A 19760-nucleotide genomic window follows, 5' to 3' on the forward strand; every position below is an offset into this window, starting at 1 on the left:
TCGTCAGTTGCTGACGGGGACGGGGGGCGGAAGAGAAGCGGAATGCGTGAAACCCAGCGAGGACCCCCTGCCATAGCCCCGGGCCTCCTGATACGGGACCGGAGCCGCCGGCCGCCAGGCGGCCACGGCCATGGGCACCGGCCGCACCGGGCGATAGGCGGCCATGCGGACGGCGGGAGCGGCGGCAGGCGGTAGCACGGGGCGCGCGGCAGGGGCAACGGGGAGTACGGCACGACGCGCGGAGTTATGCGTCAAATCGGGCGAAACCGGGGCGGCGTGGCTGGAATGCTGGACCGGGGTGACCGCGGCCGGGACGATCGGGGCGGCATGGAACGCCACCGGCGCGGCCTCGGCCACCATGACCGGTCGATCCGGGTGCGCGGCCGGGGCCGATTCGCCGGTCGCCGGCCGGTACGCGGCCAGACGGACAGGCTGTTCGACCGCCGGCGCCTGCGGACGGCGCGCCGCCGCCAGGGTCGCGGTCGCGGAAGGCTGGGCCGCCGCCAGGGTCGCGCCGATCGTGGCGCTGATGGTGGCGCGCGGATTGGCCACCGGCAGCGGCCGTGCGCCCGGGGCCGGCAGCCGGTCGGCCAGAGCCGTCATCTGGATGAACTGGGTCGGCGCCATCGGCTTCATGTCGGGCAGGAAGCGCGCCGACAGGCTGGCCAGCCGGTCCGGCTGGTTCAGCAGCGCCCATTCCGCGCGCATCATCGCGGTCTGTTCGCGGACATGCTGCGTATCCGCAACGATCTGCGAGATCTGCTGGTCCAGAAGCGTGGTCTGGTGCTTCGTGGAATACAGGTACAGCCCGGACAGGCCGGCCATCATGGCGCAGAGGATTGTGAAGGATCGCATCATGGGCGGCGTTCCTGGGGGCTGGTATTATTATGGGTGCTGTTCTGGGTGTCCGGGACCGCAAGGCGCTCCGCCGCGCGCAGACGCGCGCTGCGGGCGCGGGGGTTGGCGCGGCATTCCGTCTCGCCGGGGCGCAGGGCGCGGCTGGTCAGCAGCCGGAAGTCCGGCGCCGCCTGCTCGGCCCGCATGGAGCGGGGATCGTGGCGCGAGGGGCCGGGCATGCGGCCGGCGGCGCGGTTCAGCGCCTGCTTGACCAGCCGGTCTTCCAATGAGTGGAACGACACCACGACCAGCCGGCCGCCGGGGGCCAGCAGCGCCAGCGCCTGTTCCAGTCCCGTTACGATCTGCCCCAGCTCGTCATTGACGTGGATGCGGATGCCTTGGAACGAACGCGTGGCCGGGTCGATGCCCGAACGGTCGCCCGGCACGACCGAGCGGATGATGTCGGCCAGTTGAAATGTGGTCGTGATCGGCGCCTGCGCGCGGGCGGCGACGATGGCGCGCGCGACCCGGCGGGACATCCGTTCCTCGCCATATTCATAGATGATGTCGGCCAGGTCGGATTCGCCCATCGTATTCACGATGTCGGCCGCCGTGGGGCCGGTATCGCCCATGCGCATGTCCAGCGGGCCGTCGGTGCGGAAGGAAAAGCCGCGTTCGACCTCGTCGAGCTGGAAGGACGACACGCCCAGATCCAGCACCACGCCGTCCAGGCTGTGCACCCCGCTTTCGGCCAGCAGGCCCTGCATGTCGCCGAACCCGCCCTGGAGCATGTGCAGGCGCATCCCGCCCTCGGCGTCGCGCAATTCGGCCTGCAGCGCCTGGCCGCGCCGGATGGCGGCAGGGTCGCGGTCGATCGCCCACAGGGTGCAGCGCGCGGCCCCCAGGATGGCGCGGGCATAGCCGCCACCGCCGAACGTGCCGTCCAGATAGGTCGCGCCGTCGCGCGGGCACAGCATCTCCAGCACTTCGGCCAGCATGACCGGGATGTGGCCCGAGGTAGGGATGGTGCTCATGCGTCCGCGCCCCCCTGGCGGCGGCCCTGGGCGGGCAGGGCGAGCTGGCGCGAGCGGGTGCGGGCCTCCGCCCTGCGGCGCTCGGCGGCGGCGGGTTCCCAGATCTGGAAGGTCCGGCCCAGCCCCATGAAGGCGACGCTGTCGGTCAGGGCCGCGTGTTCCTTCAGGGTGTCGGGCAGGATGATCCGGCCCTCGCGGTCGGCATCGACGGGGTAGGCGTCGGCGTACAGCGCGGCGGCCATGTCGTCATGCTCGTCGGAAAACATGTCCAGCCGGTCCAGCGGCTGGCTGAGTGCTGCGAAGGCGGCGGTCGGCCAGGCCTCGATGCACGGATACTGGTGCGAGGGGCGCAGGATGACCAGCGCCTCGCCCGCCGCCGCCTGGGCGCGCAATGCCGTGCGGAAGCCGGCCGGAATCGAAACGCGGCCCTTGGCATCGAGACGGTTCTGATGGGTGCCAAGGAACACACTCACGCTATGCGATGCCCCCTGGCTGGAATGACGTGCGATGCGCGCACACGGGCCCGGCAGCCCCTTCGGCCCGGGTTTTTATGGGATATCATGGGATTTTATGGGACGTCAAATTAAACGCGCTGAAATTCTGGCGGAAAACCGCTGTTTTTTGAGGATTGGCCAAGTCGCGGATCGGGCGGAGGCCAATTGTCTGCGGACCTGTGGAACAAAGCGGAATAAATATGAATGTTTATGTTATGTTCTTCTGGGTTTTGGATCAAAACGAGAACATTTTGGTGCATAATTAGGGCAAGGCATGGGGAGAACGGCCAGATGGTCTGTAAGCCGGGTTCTGTCCACCTTCGATGAAGGGGGGCGACCATTCCTCTGGGACGCGCCTTGCGGCGCGCCTCACGCGACCAACCCGAACGACGGGGCGGAGGGACCCCCGACGACCCCGCGCGAGGCGGTCCGTCTGCCGTTCCTATTCGGTCTTGCTCCCGGTGGGGTTTGCCCTGCCGCCTGCGTTACCGCACGCGCGGTGCGCTCTTACCGCACCGTTTCACCCTTACCCGCACCATCTCCGGCGAACCGGAATGCCGTGGGGGCGGTCTGTTTTCTGTGGCACTTTCCCTGGGGTCACCCCCGCCGGCCGTTAGCCGGCACCGTTCCTCCGTGGAGCCCGGACTTTCCTCCACCGCGTGGGAAATCCACGCGACAGCGGCCGCCCGACCATCTGGCCTGCGGAAACTGACGACCTGTCCGGGTTGCGTCAAGGGGGAATGCGCCGCATCAAAAAGAGGCAGATGGGGGGAGGCGCGGACATGGATGTCGGACCGGCGGGGCGGACCACGCCCGGATTGGCGGCGCGGCTGCTGCTGCGGCACATGACCAGCCGGGCGAGGCAGCGGGCGCAGGTGCCGCATACGCTCGAATCCCTGCGACAGGCGCTGGACCGCCCCTGCTTCCCGCAGGCGCTGTCCAGCCTGCCGCTGCGCCGGGTCCTGGCGGTACGGGTTCCCGGGGCGACGGAACTGCGCCCCGCGCGGCTGTATGTTCCCCGTGGCCGCGTCCGGGGTGTGGTCCTGTTCCTGCATGGCGGCGGGTTCGTGCATTGCGGCCTGAACTCGCATCATGGAATCTGCTGCCGCCTGGCACGGGCATCAGGCGCCGCCGTGCTGTCCTACGACTATCGCCTGTCGCCGGAACACCGTTTTCCGGGCGCGGTCGAGGACTGCCTGGCCGCGCTGGACTGGCTGGCGGGCGAGGCCTGGCGCTGGGGCGGCCCGATCGCGGTGGCCGGGGACAGCGCGGGCGGCAACCTGGCGGCGGTCCTGGCCCTGCTGGCGCGCGATCGCGGCGGGCCGGACCTGGCGCTGCAACTGCTGTACTACCCCTCGCTCTATGGCGAGCGGGACGTGCCGTCGCGCCATCGCTATGCGGAGGGCTACATGCTGACGACGCGACTGATGGAATGGTACGCGCAGCAATATATCCGCACGCCCGACGACCTGCGTCATCCGCTGATGGCCCCGATCCATGCCGACTCGCTGGCGGGACTGCCGCCGGCGGTCATCGTGCCCGCGCAGTGCGACCCGCTGCATGACGAGGCCACGGGCTATGCCGCCGCCCTGCGCGAAGCGGGCGGCCAGGCGGAGGTGCGCTGCTATCCCGGCACGATCCACGGCTACCTGAACCTGTATTCGTTCATGCCGTGGGGGAAGGCGGCCATCCGTTTCGGCGGCAAACGCCTGCGCGCGGCGTTTGCCGGGCAGGACCCGGTCAGATCTGCTGGATAGAGGAAAAGTCGAAATCGGACCCCGCCGGGTTCTGCCCCAGGCGGATCGTCGTCGGGCCGGGCATCGAATAGGGCGGGACGGGCAGGTTGTACGGCGCCGGCGCGCCGGTGAAGACCCGGCCCGCCAGGTCGAATTTGGACCCGTGGCACGGGCAGGCATAGCCGCCGGGCCAGTTGGCGATCGGCGTTGCCGGATCGGGGGCGGGGGAATAGGTCGGTACGCAGCCCAGATGGGTGCAGATCCCGACCACCACGCCAAATTCCGGTTTGATGGAACGGTGCCAGTTGGCGGCATAGGGCGGCTGCTGCAGCGCGCCCGATGACGGGTCGCGCAGCCGGGCGGCCAGCGCGGCCTCCTGCAGCCGGGCCAGGGATTCCGGCGTGCGGTGGGTGATGAAGACCGGGCTGCCGTGCCACACCACCGTGATCTGCTGGCCGGGCGGCAGTTTCGACACGTCCACGTCGACCGGCGCACGCGCCGATTTCGTGTCGCCGGGGCGCAGGCTGTCCAGGAACGGCCATGCGAACGCGGCCGCCCCCGCGCCGCCGGCGGCCAGGGTGACCAGCGTCAGGAAATCGCGGCGCCCCGTGCCGGGAAGGGCGGTTCCGGTCGGGTGGGGGCCTGTCTCGGGCGTTCCGGTCGTCGTCATCGTGGTCCTGTCGGCCAAGCGTTCGGGGTGGGATGGAAGGGGCGTCAGCGCGGCATGGGGTGGAACGTTCCGGGTGATCCCCAGTCGGTCTGCACCGTCTTGTCCACCCGGTCGACCTTCAGCGTGAACAGCTTCGGCAGCGGGTCCTTGGCGTCCTTGGCAGGGGGGCAGGAGCCGGAATGTTTTTCCATGACGTCGAACCGCGCGGCATCCGGCGGATCGTTGCCGTTGACGATGAACAGCAGGCAGCGGCCGGGCGCGTCGGTCATGCCGTTATGCGTTACCACGGTGCGGAAATGTTCCACCAGCGCGGTGTCATCGAACCAACTGGCATGGTCGAACGTGATCCGGTCCGCTGCCTGGTCCAGCCAGCCCATGCGCGCGGCCAGGACCGCCAGCAGGGCCAGAGGCACCACCATCAACAGGCGCCTGACAATGCGCTGGCGCATCGTCAGGCGCGGGCGGCGCATCGCCGGCTTGGGGTTCAGGGAAGCCATCAGGTTCGTGCTCTTTTACGCCATGTCCTCGTGCCACTGGTGGCCGCTGCGTGCCAGCAGGGCGCGGGCCGCCTCGGGGCCCCAGCTTCCGGCCGGGTAGGGCTCCAGCTTCACCTTGTCCTCGGCCCAGCCCTGCAGGATCGGGTCGGCCCAGCGCCACGCGGCCTCGACCTCGTCGCGGCGGATGAACAGCACCGGGTCGCCGCGCACGACGTCCAGCAGCAGGCGCTCGTACGAATCCGGATAGCGGGTACCGAAGGCTTTTTCGAAGGCGATGTCGATATCCGCCTGCCGCAGGGCCAGGCTGTCGGTGGGCGTCGGGTCCTTGGTGGATACCGACAGCGTCACGCCTTCATCGGGCTGGATGCGGATGACCAGGCGGTTCGCCGGAGGCTTGGTGGCGAAGATCGACCAGGGCGCGGCCTTGAACTGGATGACGATCTCGCTGCATTTCTCGGCCATGCGCTTGCCCGAGCGCAGATAGAACGGCACGGCGCCCCAGCGCCAGGAATGCACCTCGGCCCGGATGGCGACGAAGGTCTCGGTGCTGCTGGTCGCATCTTCGCCCAGGTCCTCCAGATAGCCCGCCAGCGTCTTGTCGCCTTCCTTGCCGCGCGTGTACTGGCCGCGCACGGTGTAGGTCGCGACATCGTCGGGCGTGATGGGGCGCAGCGCGTGCAGCACCTTCAGCTTCTCGTTGCGCAGGCTGTCGGCTTCCAGCGAGCCGGGCGGGTCCATTGCCACCAGGCACAGCACCTGCAGCAGATGGTTCTGGATCATGTCGCGCAGGGCACCGGACTTGTCATAATACGGGCCGCGGCCCTCGACGCCCACGGTCTCGGCCGCCGTGATCTGGACGTATTCGATCGCGTCGCTGGACCACAGCCGCTCGAACACCGGATTGGCGAAGCGCAGCGCGATCAGGTTCTGGACGGTTTCCTTGCCCAGGTAGTGGTCGATGCGGAAGATGTGGTTTTCCGGGAAGTGCCGGCCCACCCCGTCATTGATGGCATTGGCGCTCTGCAGATCCGTGCCGATCGGCTTTTCCAGCACGACGCGCGACTGCTCGGTCACCAGGCCCTGGTTGCTCAGGTTCTCGCAGATCTGGCCATACAGGCCCGGCGCCGTCGCCAGGTAGTAGACGCGGATGCGGTCGGCGGGGGCTTCGGCCAGCAGGCTCTTCAGCGCCGGCCAGGTGCTGTCGGCCTCGGCGCCGTTCAGGCTGACGTAATGGACCAGGTCCAGGAAGCGGCGCGCGGTGTCCGGGTCCAGGTCGGCGGGCTTGACGAAGTTATGCAGCGCCTTTTCGGCACGGCCCTGGAAATCCGCCCGCGACAGCGGCGAACGCGCGGTGCCGATGATCCGGGCCTCGTCGGGGATCTGCCCGTCGCGATAGCGGTAATACAGCGCCGGCAGCAGCTTGCGCATCGTCAGGTCGCCGGTGGCTCCGAAAACGATGTAGTCGAAGATATCCACGGGGGGGAGCTGAGCCATCGGGTGCGGCCTCCTGCAAGTGTTTGATTGTTGTACTTGTTGTCGCGCTTGGTATCGGGGGTATCACACGGACGTGCAGAAGCCGGCCCCGTTGCCGTGGGGACGACCTGCCTTGTCCACGGTTTGGGCCGAGGTCCCCGGGCCTGTCAAGTTGCCATTGACCGGCCGCCACCGTCACGATAAGCCCGCCGTTCCCTTCGGGTTCGGGCGGTTTTCCTCTTCCCCCTGTCCCGGACGGGCGAGGTTCCAACCACGATGCTGGAGGCATGCCGTTCCATGGATGCGGAAAATTTTGCTGCTGACGACAAGGCGGCGGTCGGCGGAATCGCGGCGGACCGGCTGCGCAGCATCATCGAGCGCGTCGAGCGCCTGGAAGAAGAGCGCAAGGCGCTGGCCGGCGACATCAAGGACATCTTCACCGAGGCGAAATCCGCCGGTTTCGACGTGAAGGTCATCCGCCAGATCATCCGCCTGCGCAAGCAGGAGCCCGCCGAGGTGGAGGAGCAGGAGACCCTGCTGGACATCTACCGGCGCGCTTTGGGAATGTAGCCTTCACCGTGATCCTTGCGCCGGGCGGGACCGATCCGGTCCCGTCGGCGCGGGGACATCCTTCATTCTGGTCGTACGCCGATGCCGTTCCCGTTTTCCGACTGGATGCCCTGGTGGCTGCAACTGACGCTGCTGATCCTGGGGACGCTGTTTGCCTTCGTCTGGCTGCTGATGCCCTTCGCCGTCTTCGGCGTCAAAGGGCGGCTGGACGCGCTGGCATTGCAGATCGAGGATCTGCAGGCCGAACTGCGCGTCCTGGCGGTGCCGCCCGAGGAACGGCGCCCGGCAATGCCAGCCGCGCCCCGCGCCGCTGCTCCGGTGGCCGAACCCGCGCCCATGGCGGCGCGGCCGGCCGACCCGCCGCCCATGGTGGCCCGAGCGGCCGATCTTCCCGCCGCCAGTGATGCCTACGCGCCGCGTCCCGAGCGCCCGGCGGCGTCCCGCCCCACCCGCTTCGATCCGCCGCCGCCCGGACCAGCCCCCGCGCGCGCCGCGCCGCCCGTCGAGCCCCCGCCCGCCGCCGCACCGCGCCCCAGCGTGCGCGCGCCGCTGGACGAGGGCCGGCCGATGCCGTGGCACGACCGACCGGCAGCACCCGCTGCCTCGGCGTCCCCGCTGCGCGAGCCGCCTTTCTTCCCCCCGCCCGAACAGCCTGTCCCGCCGCGGGCGGACCGTGAGAGGCCGGACGACGAATGGGGCAACCGCCGTCCCCGGTCGGAACCCACCTTGCGCTGGCCGCCCCGGAACTAGAGACGACTCTAATGCCTGTCTTTCAGCTTGGTAATCAGCCCAGTACCAGGTCGTCGCGGTGAATCATCTCGTCCCGGCCGCGCCAGCCCAGAAGTCCTTCGATATCGTCCGAGCGGTGGCCGGCGATCTGGCGGGCGTCGGCGGCGCTGTAGGCCGACAGGCCGCGCGCGATCTCGTTCCCGTCCAGGTCGGTGACCAGCAGCAGGTCGCCGCGTTCGAAGTCGCCCTCCACCGTGCGTACCCCGGCGGGCAGCAGCGACGACCCGGTGGCCAGCGCGCGGCGGGCGCCGTCATCGATGGCCAGCCGCCCCGCGGGGGCCAGGCCGCCCGCGATCCAGCGCTTGCGCGCCGAACGCCCGTCCGGCATCGGCAGGAACCACGAGCAGCGCGCCCCCTGGCGCAGCCGGGCCAGCGGGTGGACGTCCTTGCCGATCGTGATGGCCATCGCGCAGCCGGCCTGGGTGGCGATGCGCGCCGCCATCAGCTTGGTGCGCATCCCGCCCGAGGAATAGCCCGGTGGCGGGGCGCCACCCATGGCCTCGATCTCCGCCGTCAGGGCGGGGATGACCGGCAGGTGCCGCGCCGTGGGGTCGATGCGCGGGTCGGCGGTATAGAGCCCGTCGATGTCCGACAGCAGGATCAACTGGTCGGCGCCGGTCATTTCCGCCACCCGGGCGGCCAGGCGGTCATTGTCGCCGAAGCGGATTTCGGTGGTGGCGATCGCGTCGTTCTCGTTGATCACGGGCACGCAGCCCAGGCCCAGCAGGGTGTCCAGCGTGGCGCGGGCGTTCAGGTAGCGGCGCCGGTCCTCGGTGTCGTCGGGGGTCAGCAGCAATTGCGCGGCGACCAGTCCGTGCGCCGACAGCGCGTCGGTCCAGGCCTGGGCCAGGCGGATCTGCCCGACCGAGGCCGCGGCCTGCTTTTCCTCCAGCCGCAGGGTGCGGCGCGTCAGTCCCAGCCCGTGCCGCGCCAGCGCGATGGCGCCCGAGGACACGACGATGATGTCGGTGCCGGCGCGCCGAAGCTCCGCAATGTCGCGGGCGACGCTGTCCAGCCAGGCGGCGCGCGGCGCGGCCTGGCCGGGCTCGGTCCCCGAATCCACGACCAGCGCGCTGCCGATCTTCACGACGACGCGGCGGGCGGCGCCCAGGTCGGGCAGGCCGGTGGATTCGGGGGCGGTCACGCCGTTTCCTCCCGCCCGGCCGCGGCCTGCGGCGGGGCCGCGTCGCGCGCGGCCTCGCGGGTCGCGGTCACGCGGTCCTGCAGCAGGCGCAGCACGTCGTCCAGATTCTGCCGCGTGACGCCGGATAGGGTGACGACCGGCATGCCGCTGGCCTTTTCCAGCGCGCGGCGGCGGCTGGAAATCTGCTGCGGCGTCATGGCGTCGATCTTGTTCAGGGCGATGATTTCCGGCTTGGCGGCCAGCCCGCCATCATAGGCTTCCAGTTCGTGCCGGATGGTGCGCCACGCCTTCACGACGTCGCCCGCCGCCCCGTCGACCAGGTGCAGCAGCACGGCGCAGCGTTCGACATGGCCCAGGAAGCGGTCGCCCAGCCCCGCGCCCTCGTGCGCGCCCTCGATCAGGCCGGGAATGTCCGCGATCACGAATTCCTCGGCCACCGACAGGCGCACGACGCCCAGTTGCGGATGCAGGGTGGTGAACGGATAATCCGCGATCTTGGGCCGCGCGGCCGAGACGACCGACAGGAAGGTGGACTTGCCGGCATTGGGCAGGCCGACCAGTCCGACATCGGCGATCAGCTTCAGCCGCAGCCAGATCCAGCGCTCCTCGCCCGGCCAGCCCTTGTCCGCGCGGCGGGGGGCGCGGTTGGTGCTGGTCTTGAAATGGGCGTTGCCCCGGCCGCCGTCGCCGCCGTGGCACAGCACGATGCGCTTGCCGGGCTGGTCCAGGTCCGCCAGCATCGTCTCGCGGTCCTCGTCGAAGATCTGCGTGCCCACCGGGACCTGGATCAGCACCGGGGCGGCCGCCGCGCCCGTCCGGTCGGACCCGGCCCCGTTGCCGCCCTTGCGGGCGCGGAAATGCTGGGTGTAGCGGAAATCGATCAGCGTGTTCAGGTTGCCCGCGGCCTCGAACACGATGTCGCCGCCGCGCCCGCCATTGCCGCCGTCCGGACCGCCGAATTCGATGTATTTCTCGCGCCGGAAGGCGACGACGCCGTCGCCGCCGTCACCGGACTTCACGTAGATCTTGGCCTGGTCGAGAAATTTCATCGTACTGGTCCGGTCGGGGCGAAGGCGCGCCCTGTGCAGGCATGCCGGTGGGGCATGCCGTGAAATCGTGCGGCCACGGCGCGGGTGCAACGCCGCGCCATGACGCAAAAAGGGCCGGTCCCGAGGACCGGCCCTTTGCGGGGTCGAAAACGGTCCCGAGAAGCGGGAAAGCTTACTCGGCGGCGACCGGCAACGCCTCGACCGACACGTGGACGCGGCCTTCGGCGCGGCGCTCGAACTTCACATGGCCGTCGACCAGCGCGAAGATCGTGTGGTCGCGGCCCAGGCCGACATTGCTGCCCGGCTTCATCTTGGTGCCGCGCTGCCGGATGATGATGTTGCCCGCGACGACGGTTTCGCCACCGAACTTCTTGACGCCGAGGCGCCGACCGGCGCTATCGCGTCCGTTGCGGGACGAACCGCCTGCCTTTTTTTGTGCCATTGCCTGAACTCCTGAATCTGATCTGACCTGATAAGCCTGTCCGGGGCGTCATGGCCCCGGGGCAGGGTTCAGGCGGCGTTGATCGCGGCGATGCGCAGCACGGTGACGGGCTGGCGATGGCCGTTCTTGCGGCGGCTGTTCTGCCGGCGGCGCTTCTTGAAGATGATGACCGTATCCAGGCGATCCTGGGCGATGACCGTGGCGGTCACGGTGGCACCCGCGACGAGCGGGGCGCCGATGGTCGTGCCGCTCTCGCCGCCGACGGCGAGGACGTCGGTGAAGGTCACGGTGGCGCCGGCCTCGGCATCGAGCTTCTCGACCTTGAGCACGGTGTCCGGGGAAACGCGATACTGCTTTCCGCCGGTGCGAATGACTGCAAACATGTTCTAACCTGTCTTTCCGATCTCTTGGCGCGTGCGGCCCCTTGCGGAACAGGCGACGCGGCCCAGTCGCTTTTTGTCATTGGCCATGGCCTGCCGTGGGGCGGGCATGGCAATCCCCCGTCTGCGCGAGGGCGAGGTCGGGCTTTTACTGCCCCGTCCCGCCCCACGTCAACCGCCAATCTCGGCCCCGGCCATTCCAGGGCCGCGGAGGAGGGGGGACGAAACATTATGACGGAAAAACGCATGAAGGTCTCTTGCGTGGGACTCATCCCCACCCTATAAGGCCGACCCATCGCCGCTAGCGAATGGAGAGGTGCCGGAGCGGTCGATCGGGGCGGTCTCGAAAACCGTTGTGCGTGCAAGCGTACCGTGGGTTCGAATCCCACCCTCTCCGCCACGTTGAAACGCCTTTGGCGTGTGGCCAGTTTAGCAACAATCGTTCTTGCCGGCTTCGATCCCATGACGCCGGCGGCCTCAATCGCCCGCCACGTTGGCATGAATGCGCCGGAACGTTCCGGCCCGCGTTTGCCCCTCCTCGACAGCGAAACCCGCCAAAATCTCCGCGTCGCCCCGCCGCAGCCGCTCGGGATCGGGCCGCAGCCATTCCGTTCTTCGGGGAGGCAATGCACGACGCAGGGGGCGTGTCATGGCAACCCGCCGGATTACGACCTCTATTACATCCACTGGCCCAATCCGTCGCAGGATCGCTATGTCGAGGCATGGCGCGCCCTGATCGAGGCGAAGAAGCGCGGGATGATCCGCTCGATCGCGGTCTGCAACTTCCTGCCGGACTACATCCAGCGCCTGATCGACGAAACCGGCGTCGCGCCCAGCATCAACCAGGTCGAGCTGTCGCCCTATTTCCCGCAGGACGACCTGCGCGCGTGGCACGCCGCGCATGGCATCGCCACCCAGGCCTGGAGCCCGCTGGGACGCGCCAACAGGCTGACTTCCGACCCGCTGCTGGGAAAAATCGCCGCTCGCCTGGACAGGTCGATCCCGCAAGTGGTGCTGCGCTGGCATCATCAGGTCGGTGCGGTCCCGATCCCCAAGTTGGCGTCGCGCGCGCGGCAGATCGAGAACATGTCGATCTTTGATTTCGCGCTGACCGACGAAGACATGGCATCCATCGCGACCCTGGCCCGTCCCGACGGGCGGACCTTCGACCAGGACCCGGCCCGGCACGAGGAATTCTGACCCCGCAAGGGACTCGGATCTGCGGTCATTTCGGAAACGTCGACGTTGTGTTAATTGGTCGGAACCACCTGCAGTCGCATTTCAGCCCATGACATAACTCGTACGTGGTACCCGGAGGGGTTTGCATGCGTTGGCGGCCCTGTAGACGAGCCGAGCCCAATCGAAGCATCAGGCACGCAATCGTCCTGGTACTGATTTTTGGCGCCATTACCGTGGTGACGCGTTTCCTGTGCTCCGACGACGAGGGTTATACGTCGTTCTGGCCGCCCAACGCCGTGATGCTCGCGGCATTGCTTACGCTTCGCATGCGTCTCGCGGCATGCGTTCTCGTTGCGTGCTTCCTGCTTAACCTGCTGGTCAACCGACAGAGCGCCCTTTCTCCGCCCGAATCCCTGCTGGCCTGCGTCCTCAACGTTTTCCTGGTCGTGTTGGCCGCGCCCTTCACCCGGCGATTCTGCGGGGCCATGACGAACCTGACGCGCCCACGGCGTTTCGTGGCCTTCACGATCATCGCCGTGCTGGCGGCGGCCGTCGAGGCCGGGGCAGGGACGACCTTCGAACGCGTCGTGCTGGACGACCCCAGCGAGCAGCTCGGGGAATGGCTGCAATGGGTCTTCTGCGACGCTTTGGGGCTTCTGCTTGCCACCCCGGCGATGCTGTCCGTCGTGCGGTACTGGGAAGGACGGAAGCCCCACCGGAATGGTCCGGCCGGGCCCGTCATCCTGTCGGTCGTTTCGGTCGTCCTGGCGATCTTTCTGTTTTCGTTCTCGCGATCGTCCTTTTTCCTGTTTACCTACCCCGTTCTTGTGCTGCTGGCTTTCCGCGCCTCGGCCGGACAGGTGCTCACGTCGATCTTCTTCGTCTCGGTTTTCACCTCGGCACTGACCGCCCACGGGCTGGGACCGATCGCACGCCTCTCGCCCGACGGGCATCTGATGCGCGCGGCGATGCTCCAGCCCTATCTTTTCTCGCTCTTCCTGACGGCGGTCCTCGTCAGCAACGCCAGCGGGGAAAATCGCCGGCATACGAACCGCCTTTCCCTCATGAAGCAGCATCTGGAATATGCGGCCACGCATGATTCCCTGACATCCCTGATCAACCGGCGACGTTTGAGACATATTCTTGTCTCTCTGCTCGTCGAGGGCTCTCCGGGGGCCGTGTTCCTGATCGACATCGACCATTTCAAGCAGATCAACGACAGCCTGGGCCACCATATCGGGGACGAGGTCCTGAAGGCGTTCAGCAAACGCATGGTCGATCTTCTCGCGTGCCGCAACGCGCATATCGCGCGCCTGGGCGGCGATGAATTCGCAGCCATCGTGCCCGGACACTTCACGCACGAGATGCTCGATGTCCTGTGCTCGTCGTTCGCCGACGGCCTGCTTCTGCAGCCCTATATCCTGTCGTGCGGCGAACGGTCCGTGACCGCCAGCATCGGCGCGGCGTTCTTTCATGCGACGGACGCGCATCTGCAGCCGGGCGAGATCATCCGCCGCGCGGATGTCGCGCTCTATCAGGCAAAACGGGCCGGTCGAAACGGCTATTGTCTTTTTTCAGCTGCTTCCGGTCCGCCGTCGCATGGACAGGCGGACCCGGCGGACCATCACGCCACGACCGGTCCCTGACGGCGCGGGGCGCAGGTCCGGCCTACGCCGCCTGCGGGGCCGCGTCGCGGTCGTGCAGCAGTTCGCCGGCCACGTAGGTTGCGCGGACGCTGCGGTCGTCGCCCAGCATCATCAGGACGAACAGCAGGTCCTCGATCGTCTCGCACCGTTCGGCGCGCTGGGCCATCAGCGGGGTGGCGCGGGGGTCCAGTACGCACAGGTCTGCCTCCATGCCCGGGGCGATCGTGCCGATCCGGTCGTCCAGGTACAGTGATCGCGCGCCGCCGGCGGTGGCCAGCCAGAAGGCCTGCGCCGGGTGCAGCCGCCGGCCGGTCGATTGCGCGACCTTGTAAGCCTCGTTCAGCGTCTGGAGCTGCGACAGGCTGGTTCCGGCACCGATATCGGTGCCCAGCCCGACGCGGACCGGACGGCGCGGGTCCACCGCGTCGAACAGGCGGAACGCGCCGCTGCCCAGGAACAGGTTCGATGTCGGGCAGTGCGCCAGCGCGCAGCCGGCGGCGTGGCAGGTGCAGAAATTCTCCTCGTCCACATGGATGCCGTGGCCCAGCACGCTGCGCGGCCCGACCAGCCCCGCATGGGCATAGACATCCAGATAGGACCGGCGCCGGGGGAAGAGCTGGCGGATCCAGTCGACCTCCGCCTGGTTTTCCGACAGGTGGGTCTGCATGAACAGCCCGTCGCGCTGGCGCAGCAGGCTGCCGGCCAGGTCGAGCTGTTCCTCGGTGCTGGTGGCGGCGAAGCGCGGGGTCACGGCGTACAACTGGCGTCCGCGCCCGTGCCAGCGGTCGATCAGGGCCAGCGATTCGTCATATCCGCCCTGGGGGGTGTCGCGCAGGCCGTCGGGGGCGTTGCGGTCCATCAGGACCTTGCCCGCCACCATGCGGGTGTTCAGCCGGGCCGATTCGGCGAAGAACGCCTCGACCGACTGCGGATGGACGGTGCAGTACACGGCGGCGCTGGTGGTGCCGGCCCGCAGCAGTTCGCGCAGGAAGCGCCGGGCGACCTGGCCGGCATGGACGGGATCGGCGAAGCGGGCCTCGGTCGGGAAGGTGTAGCGTTCCAGCCATTCCAGCAACTGCTCGCCATAGGCCGCGATCATCGGCAGTTGCGGGTAATGGACATGCGTGTCCACGAACCCGGCCGACAGGATGCAGTCGGGATAGGACGTGACCGGCGTGCCTTCGGGAATGGCATCGCGCAGCGCGTCGAAGGCGCCGAAACGGGTGATGTGCCCGTCCTCGACCAGGATCAGCGCGTCGGGCTCATGGACCAGGGCCCGGGACGGATCGTCCAGGAACGGATCGGCACGGAAGGTGACGGCCGGTCCGCGCAGGGCGCGGCGGCGGGGTGGGGCGGACGGGGGCGATGTCATGATCGGGGCTCGGCACTCGGGAATTGCCGGTCAGTCTTGCCTGTTTCGTCCGGCCATTGGAAGCCGGTCAGGACTGGGCGATTCGATAGGGTTTCGACGCGTCCAGGAAGGCGGCGTTGGCATCCAGTTCGTATGAGATGACCAGCAGGTACGCGATGGCGCGGGTCATTTCGATGCGCGCGCCGATATTGGCCTCGCGGGCCTCGATCCGGCGCAGGCTGGCGGTGGCGACCCGGGCCGAGCGTGCGGTGCGGCCGTAGCGTCCGGTCAGTTGCGCCATGCGGCCCAGCACCACGGTAATCGGCCGCCGGGCGGACAGCGGCAACTGGTCCCGGGCCAGCACGGTGCGCAGGCGGATGACGTTCAGGCCGATCGTCATCACCGACAGCGTGCCTTGCAGATAGGCCTCGATGGTCGGGGTGGGGGTAGGGCCGGCGTGGCGGATCAGGCGCGAGAAGCGGTCGGTGTTGCGCCCGATCCAGTCGCGGGTCTGCGGCACCGGAAGGGCGGATGCCAGGTGGCGCAGGTCGTGCAGGTTGCGGTTGCGCATCCGCCAGCGTTCGCGGGCGCTGCTGAAGGGCAGGATCGTGCGGAAGATCAGGACCGAGAAGCCGATGCTGCACAGCAGCGAGAACGCGGAATTGAAATACGCGATCTCGTTCAGGCGTCCCTGGTTGGACGGCCCGACCAGGTGGGGCAGGAAGAGCGTATAGGCGGCGGCCGCCCCCGCCGTGGCCAGGTTGCGGGTGGCGAGCCCCCCCGCGATCATCGGCAGCGCCAGGCAGGCCGCCAGCATTTCCGGGTCGGCCGGGCGGGGCAGCAGCAGCATGACCAGTATGAAGGACGCGGCCACCGACCACATCGCCCCGCGCAGGAAGTTCATCGTGCCCAGCACCGGGTTTTCGCGCGTGGCGAACAGGCCGCAGGTCAGGGCGACCATGGTGATGAAGGGCAGGCCGTTGGACCACGCGGTGACTTCCCATATCAGGCCGGCGCAGGTGATGGCCACCGCGGCGCGGATGCCGTTATGGGCCGCTTCCTTCAGGTCGCGATGGGATTGCAGGCGGAAATGGAAATGGTCGCCGCGAATGACATGCTGGCTGGCGTCGAATTCCCGGATCGCCTGCTGCAGTTCCGCCAGCAGTTCCTCCAGCGCGCTGTGCAGGATGCGCAGGTCCAGCAGGGCCTGGATTTCCGGGCCGTCGGCAGGATACCGGCCGTTGCTTTCCTCGGTCAGGGCATTGACCACCTGCTGGCGGCACACGCCGCGCAGGGCGCGCAGATCGTCGATCGCGGCCAGGACGTCCTCGTCGCGCTTCAGGCGCTGCGGCAGCCCCTGCAGATAGGTGCGCACCAGCAGCGATGTCTCGGTGAACGTCTGGTGCGGCACGCCCAGCGCACGCATGCGCGCGGTCATGCCCAGGCCGCGCGACAGCAGCACGGACACGGCCGCCAGGGCGGCGCGGGCATGGTCGCCCTCGTGCCCGTGGGGGCCCATCTCGACCTCGCTGAACTCGATCTGGTCGTTGATGGTCAGGATGGTGCCGAACAGGGCGCGCGACCGGATGAAGGCCTGCTGGTCGCCGGCCAGCAGGTCAGCGATGGCGGACGAACTGCTGGACAGCGCCGTCTGCAGCTTTTCACGGATGTTGCGGCGCGCGGTTTCCGCCAGGTTATGGGAAAACAGCCCGGCGACCAGGCTTTCGCAGACGATGCCCAGCACGATGTAGGTCGAGCGCGACATCGCGATCATGAACACGTCGTCGGGGCTGCGGATGGCGTCCAGTGCGACGATGGCGCAGGAATAGCCCGACAGCACCAGTGCGTAGGACCGGAAGTTCCGCACCAGCGTCGCCAGCCCGCAGCACAGGCCGATCCATATGCCGATCGCGGGAAAAAACAGCCATGGCGCCTGGGGAAAGGCCGCGATCAGGACCACGGCGGAGGTGGCGCCGATGGCGGTGCCGACCAGGCGCCAGCGGGCCTTCGACAGGCTTTCGCCGCGCGACCCCTGGGCCACGATCCATACCGTCATCGGCGCCCATTGCGGGCTGTCCAGTTCCATCCACATCGCCAGCAGCAGGGACAGCAGTGCCGCGATCGTGGTGCGTACCGCGAAACCGATCGCCTCGCCCTTCGGGGCGTAGAGCCACTTGAGGCCGCTCATCCGCGCATAGCCGGGCGGCCGGATGCTCGGTGGCCGCCAGCACGCCAGACGCGTCAGCATGGGGGTCAAAGACGAGGGAAAAACAGGCACGATGCACGGCTTCCGGCAGCGACGGGGGGGGGTTGTGATAGAACAGAACCACGCCCAGGGTAACGATGGTGAGACTGCATATCAGTCATCAGCCATGGACCGGCGGGGTCAGGACGGGAGCGTAGCCGCCGGCAGAAGGTCCCGCGCCAGGCGCAGATCGGCCACGAAGCGGGCATATTCCCGGGTGCGTGCATCCTCGTCCGGCTGGCGCAGCAGGAAGGACGGATGAACGGTGACCAGCCCGGTCGACCCGTCGGCCAGTGGGATCGGGCGCGACCGCTCGCGCCCGATCGTGACGCTGCGGCCCAGGACGGCACCGGCGGCGGTGGCGCCCAGCATCACCAGCACGCGCGGCGCCACGATGCGCCGTTCCGCCGCCAGCCAGGGCGCGCAGGCCGTAACGTTTTCCACGGTCGGCTTTTCATGCAGGCGCCGGGTGCCGCGCCTCTGGAAGCGGAAATGCTTGACCGCGTTGGTGACGTAGACGGCATCGCGGGTAATTCTGGCCTCGTGCAGGGCGCGGTCCAGCAATTGCCCGGCAGGCCCGACGAAAGGCCGGCCGACGCGGTCCTCCTGGTCGCCCGGCTGTTCGCCCACCAGCATCAGCGCGGCCCCCGGGCGCCCATCGCTGAAGACCGTCTGCGTCGTCTGGCGTGCCATCGCGCAGATCAGGCAGTCGCGCGCCGCCGCGATCAGGGCCGGCAGGCTGTCGATCCGTGCGATATCCAGTCCCTCGGTCAGGCGCAGGGCCGGACGCGGCAGATCGGCGGGGCGCAGCGTCAGGCCCGTCCCCTCCCAGGACTCCCTGTCCGTGGGCAGGGCGGACGGGGCGGTGCCCGGCGGCAGCAGATGCAGGCTGCGGCCCGTCCACAGAAGGGTTTCGTCCGGCGTCGAGACCGCCCAGGGGCGCAGCGAACGCTGAACGGTCAGGAATCGCGCATTGGGGACGAGGACGTGGGACTCCGAAGTCCACTGCCCGATGGCCACGTCCTCGGCGGGCAGCTCCAGATGCGCGCGCAGGCGGGCGGTATCGTCCCGCACCGCCTGGGCCAGGACCAGCGCGCGGGCGATGTCGGTGTCGTCGGTGCGGGTCGGCAGGTCGCGTTCGCCGGCCGCGTTGCGCTGGACCAGCCGGTAGAGCAGCGCGAAACGGTCGGGATCGCGCGCCTGGATGACGGTCTCGGCAAGGTCCAGCAGGGCGCGGGATACGTGAAAAGGGTCGCCCTCCGGTGCTTCGGCGCCCTGGTCCTCGATCGGGTCGGCCATGCGTGCGTCGATTCGCCACGCAATCCGCCCGGCGGGCTGGCCGGCCATGACCAGGCGGCGCGTCGCGGTTCGCCAGCCCGCGAAATCGACCTCATGGGCCAGCGTCACTCTGGCGTGCGCGTGCGGCATGATGCAGACGTTCAATCGGCGGTTGTGTCGAGCGTGGCATAGAGCGCCGCGCGTTCGGCCGGTTCGCGCACCGGCGGCTGCCCGGCGCGGACGGGGTCGGTCAGGCTGTAGGCCCGTCGGGTCGCCGGTCGTGCGGCGATCCGGGCATGCCATTGCGCCAGGTTGGGGAAGGCGGCCATGTCCTGTCCCTGGTTTTCGGGGATGATCCAGGGGTGGCAGGCCATGTCGGCGATGCTGTATCCGCCGCCCGCGATGAAGTCCCGGCCCGCCAGGTGGCGGTCCAGCACGCCGTACAGGCGCTCGGTTTCCTGGGTATAGCGCGTGGTTGCATAGGGCAGGCGTTCGGGGGCGTAGAGGCGGAAATGATGGTTCTGCCCGGCCATGGGGCCCAGGCCGCCCATCTGCCAGAACAGCCATGTCATGACCTCGGTTTCCTCCCGCAGCGTGGCGGGCAGGAAACGGCCTGTCTTGCGGGCCAGGTAATAGAGGATCGCCCCGGATTCGAAGAGCGGGATCGGCGGCCCGCCCACGACCGGGTCCTGATCGACGATGGCGGGGATGCGGTTGTTCGGCGCGATCTTCAGGAAGTCGGGGGCGAATTGTTCGCCCTTGCCGATATTGATCGGGATCAGGCGATAGGGCAGCCCGGTTTCTTCCAGGAACAGCGTGATCTTGTGGCCGTTCGGCGTCGTCCAGTAATACAGGTCGATCATGGTGCCTCCCGATCGCCGGCCGATGGGACGGCCGGCAGGGTGATCATACCGCACGCAACGCGGGGTCGCGCCAAAAGGTCGGA

Annotated in this window: 19 protein-coding genes, 1 tRNA gene and 1 other RNA gene; 6 read left to right on the forward strand and 15 right to left on the reverse strand. The window is 68.7% G+C overall.

Annotation, left to right across the window (positions count from 1 at the left end; translation table 11 throughout):
* Positions 1–3 precede the first annotated feature (3 nt).
* The 4 genes from ftsL to rnpB all read right to left on the reverse strand — a co-directional run bounded on the left by ftsL (position 4) and on the right by rnpB (position 3063).
* A complete protein-coding gene (ftsL, locus tag GDIA_RS15940) occupies positions 4–858 on the reverse strand; it encodes a cell division protein FtsL (RefSeq protein WP_012554801.1) in 855 nt (284 codons plus the stop codon).
* Positions 855–1871, reverse strand: coding sequence for a 16S rRNA (cytosine(1402)-N(4))-methyltransferase RsmH (rsmH, locus tag GDIA_RS15945; protein WP_012227587.1), 1017 nt, complete (start codon positions 1869–1871; stop codon positions 855–857). The genes ftsL and rsmH overlap by 4 nt, the downstream gene beginning before the upstream one ends.
* On the reverse strand, positions 1868–2344 hold the full coding sequence (gene mraZ, locus GDIA_RS15950) for a division/cell wall cluster transcriptional repressor MraZ (RefSeq protein WP_012227584.1): 477 nt from the start codon (positions 2342–2344) through the stop codon (positions 1868–1870). Before mraZ ends, rsmH begins: the two co-directional genes overlap by 4 nt.
* A gap of 304 nt (positions 2345–2648) precedes the next feature.
* Positions 2649–3063, reverse strand: an RNA gene (gene rnpB / locus GDIA_RS18125) — RNase P RNA component class A.
* Between the two features lie 84 nt (positions 3064–3147).
* On the opposite strand from rnpB, the gene GDIA_RS15955 reads away from it, so the two are divergent.
* On the forward strand, positions 3148–4122 hold the full coding sequence (locus tag GDIA_RS15955) for an alpha/beta hydrolase (protein WP_012554802.1): 975 nt from the start codon (positions 3148–3150) through the stop codon (positions 4120–4122).
* Here GDIA_RS15955 and petA read toward each other — a convergent pair.
* From petA to zwf, 3 genes are read right to left on the reverse strand one after another with little or no spacing between them, the layout of a single operon-like run.
* A complete protein-coding gene (gene petA, locus GDIA_RS15960; RefSeq protein WP_012554803.1) occupies positions 4106–4771 on the reverse strand; it encodes a ubiquinol-cytochrome c reductase iron-sulfur subunit in 666 nt (221 codons plus the stop codon). The genes GDIA_RS15955 and petA overlap by 17 nt on opposite strands.
* A 44-nt stretch (positions 4772–4815) precedes the next feature.
* Positions 4816–5268, reverse strand: coding sequence for a hypothetical protein (locus GDIA_RS15965; protein WP_012227579.1), 453 nt, complete (start codon positions 5266–5268; stop codon positions 4816–4818).
* A 15-nt stretch (positions 5269–5283) separates the two neighbouring features.
* Positions 5284–6762: a glucose-6-phosphate dehydrogenase gene (zwf, locus tag GDIA_RS15970; protein WP_012554804.1), complete on the reverse strand. Its 1479-nt coding sequence runs from the start codon at positions 6760–6762 to the stop codon at positions 5284–5286.
* Positions 6763–7038: 276 nt separating this feature from the next.
* Here zwf and GDIA_RS15975 point away from each other — a divergent pair, with 276 nt between their 5' ends.
* Together GDIA_RS15975 and GDIA_RS19555 are read left to right on the forward strand one after the other, a co-directional pair.
* On the forward strand, positions 7039–7311 hold the full coding sequence (locus GDIA_RS15975) for a DUF2312 domain-containing protein (protein ID WP_012227575.1): 273 nt from the start codon (positions 7039–7041) through the stop codon (positions 7309–7311).
* An 81-nt stretch (positions 7312–7392) separates the two neighbouring features.
* Positions 7393–8061, forward strand: coding sequence for a hypothetical protein (locus GDIA_RS19555; protein WP_012554805.1), 669 nt, complete (start codon positions 7393–7395; stop codon positions 8059–8061).
* Between the two features lie 34 nt (positions 8062–8095).
* Here the strand turns inward: GDIA_RS19555 and proB are convergent, their stop codons facing one another.
* The 4 genes from proB to rplU form a co-directional block, all read right to left on the reverse strand.
* A complete protein-coding gene (gene proB, locus GDIA_RS15985; protein ID WP_012554806.1) occupies positions 8096–9244 on the reverse strand; it encodes a glutamate 5-kinase in 1149 nt (382 codons plus the stop codon).
* Positions 9241–10293, reverse strand: a complete 1053-nt coding sequence (gene obgE, locus GDIA_RS15990) for a GTPase ObgE (RefSeq protein ID WP_012554807.1) — start codon at positions 10291–10293, stop codon at positions 9241–9243. The genes proB and obgE overlap by 4 nt, the downstream gene beginning before the upstream one ends.
* A gap of 172 nt (positions 10294–10465) precedes the next feature.
* A complete protein-coding gene (gene rpmA / locus GDIA_RS15995; protein ID WP_012227566.1) occupies positions 10466–10735 on the reverse strand; it encodes a 50S ribosomal protein L27 in 270 nt (89 codons plus the stop codon).
* Positions 10736–10803: 68 nt separating this feature from the next.
* Complete coding sequence (gene rplU / locus GDIA_RS16000) at positions 10804–11118, reverse strand: 50S ribosomal protein L21 (protein ID WP_012227565.1); 315 nt, start codon at positions 11116–11118, stop codon at positions 10804–10806.
* A gap of 307 nt (positions 11119–11425) precedes the next feature.
* On the opposite strand from rplU, the gene GDIA_RS16005 reads away from it, so the two are divergent.
* The 3 genes from GDIA_RS16005 to GDIA_RS16015 all read left to right on the forward strand — a co-directional run bounded on the left by GDIA_RS16005 (position 11426) and on the right by GDIA_RS16015 (position 13940).
* A tRNA-Ser gene (locus GDIA_RS16005) sits at positions 11426–11515 on the forward strand.
* A gap of 98 nt (positions 11516–11613) precedes the next feature.
* Positions 11614–12315, forward strand: coding sequence for an aldo/keto reductase (locus GDIA_RS16010; protein ID WP_012554808.1), 702 nt, complete (start codon positions 11614–11616; stop codon positions 12313–12315).
* A 212-nt stretch (positions 12316–12527) separates the two neighbouring features.
* On the forward strand, positions 12528–13940 hold the full coding sequence (locus tag GDIA_RS16015) for a diguanylate cyclase (RefSeq protein ID WP_043459055.1): 1413 nt from the start codon (positions 12528–12530) through the stop codon (positions 13938–13940).
* A gap of 22 nt (positions 13941–13962) precedes the next feature.
* Here the strand turns inward: GDIA_RS16015 and guaD are convergent, their stop codons facing one another.
* The 4 genes from guaD to GDIA_RS16035 all read right to left on the reverse strand — a co-directional run bounded on the left by guaD (position 13963) and on the right by GDIA_RS16035 (position 19677).
* Positions 13963–15312, reverse strand: a complete 1350-nt coding sequence (gene guaD / locus GDIA_RS16020) for a guanine deaminase (RefSeq protein ID WP_012554810.1) — start codon at positions 15310–15312, stop codon at positions 13963–13965.
* Positions 15313–15379: 67 nt separating this feature from the next.
* Complete coding sequence (locus GDIA_RS16025; protein ID WP_043459457.1) at positions 15380–17539, reverse strand: FUSC family protein; 2160 nt, start codon at positions 17537–17539, stop codon at positions 15380–15382.
* Between the two features lie 138 nt (positions 17540–17677).
* Complete coding sequence (locus GDIA_RS16030) at positions 17678–18964, reverse strand: UdgX family uracil-DNA binding protein (protein ID WP_012554812.1); 1287 nt, start codon at positions 18962–18964, stop codon at positions 17678–17680.
* An 11-nt stretch (positions 18965–18975) separates the two neighbouring features.
* The gene (locus GDIA_RS16035; RefSeq protein ID WP_012554813.1) at positions 18976–19677 is read right to left on the reverse strand and encodes a glutathione S-transferase N-terminal domain-containing protein; all 702 of its coding nucleotides are present in this window, start codon (positions 19675–19677) and stop codon (positions 18976–18978) included.
* Positions 19678–19760: the final 83 nt, after the last annotated feature.

This window comes from Gluconacetobacter diazotrophicus PA1 5 (assembly GCF_000021325.1).
Taxonomy (GTDB): Bacteria; Pseudomonadota; Alphaproteobacteria; order Acetobacterales; family Acetobacteraceae; genus Gluconacetobacter; species Gluconacetobacter diazotrophicus.

Excerpts from the sequence above, each read along its gene's own strand:
- ftsL (WP_012554801.1), bottom strand. The coding sequence starts at position 858 with ATGATGCGATCCTTCACAATCCTCTGCGCCATGATGGCCGGCCTGTCC.
- GDIA_RS16030 (WP_012554812.1), bottom strand. The coding sequence starts at position 18,964 with ATGCCGCACGCGCACGCCAGAGTGACGCTGGCCCATGAGGTCGATTTC.
- rsmH (WP_012227587.1), bottom strand. The coding sequence starts at position 1,871 with ATGAGCACCATCCCTACCTCGGGCCACATCCCGGTCATGCTGGCCGAA.
- GDIA_RS15955 (WP_012554802.1), top strand. The coding sequence starts at position 3,148 with ATGGATGTCGGACCGGCGGGGCGGACCACGCCCGGATTGGCGGCGCGG.
- GDIA_RS16010 (WP_012554808.1), top strand. The coding sequence starts at position 11,614 with ATGAATGCGCCGGAACGTTCCGGCCCGCGTTTGCCCCTCCTCGACAGC.
- GDIA_RS15975 (WP_012227575.1), top strand. The coding sequence starts at position 7,039 with ATGGATGCGGAAAATTTTGCTGCTGACGACAAGGCGGCGGTCGGCGGA.
- guaD (WP_012554810.1), bottom strand. The coding sequence starts at position 15,312 with ATGACATCGCCCCCGTCCGCCCCACCCCGCCGCCGCGCCCTGCGCGGA.
- zwf (WP_012554804.1), bottom strand. The coding sequence starts at position 6,762 with ATGGCTCAGCTCCCCCCCGTGGATATCTTCGACTACATCGTTTTCGGA.
- rpmA (WP_012227566.1), bottom strand. The coding sequence starts at position 10,735 with ATGGCACAAAAAAAGGCAGGCGGTTCGTCCCGCAACGGACGCGATAGC.
- GDIA_RS16035 (WP_012554813.1), bottom strand. The coding sequence starts at position 19,677 with ATGATCGACCTGTATTACTGGACGACGCCGAACGGCCACAAGATCACG.
- GDIA_RS15965 (WP_012227579.1), bottom strand. The coding sequence starts at position 5,268 with ATGGCTTCCCTGAACCCCAAGCCGGCGATGCGCCGCCCGCGCCTGACG.
- rplU (WP_012227565.1), bottom strand. The coding sequence starts at position 11,118 with ATGTTTGCAGTCATTCGCACCGGCGGAAAGCAGTATCGCGTTTCCCCG.
- obgE (WP_012554807.1), bottom strand. The coding sequence starts at position 10,293 with ATGAAATTTCTCGACCAGGCCAAGATCTACGTGAAGTCCGGTGACGGC.
- petA (WP_012554803.1), bottom strand. The coding sequence starts at position 4,771 with ATGACGACGACCGGAACGCCCGAGACAGGCCCCCACCCGACCGGAACC.
- GDIA_RS19555 (WP_012554805.1), top strand. The coding sequence starts at position 7,393 with ATGCCGTTCCCGTTTTCCGACTGGATGCCCTGGTGGCTGCAACTGACG.
- GDIA_RS16025 (WP_043459457.1), bottom strand. The coding sequence starts at position 17,539 with ATGCTGACGCGTCTGGCGTGCTGGCGGCCACCGAGCATCCGGCCGCCC.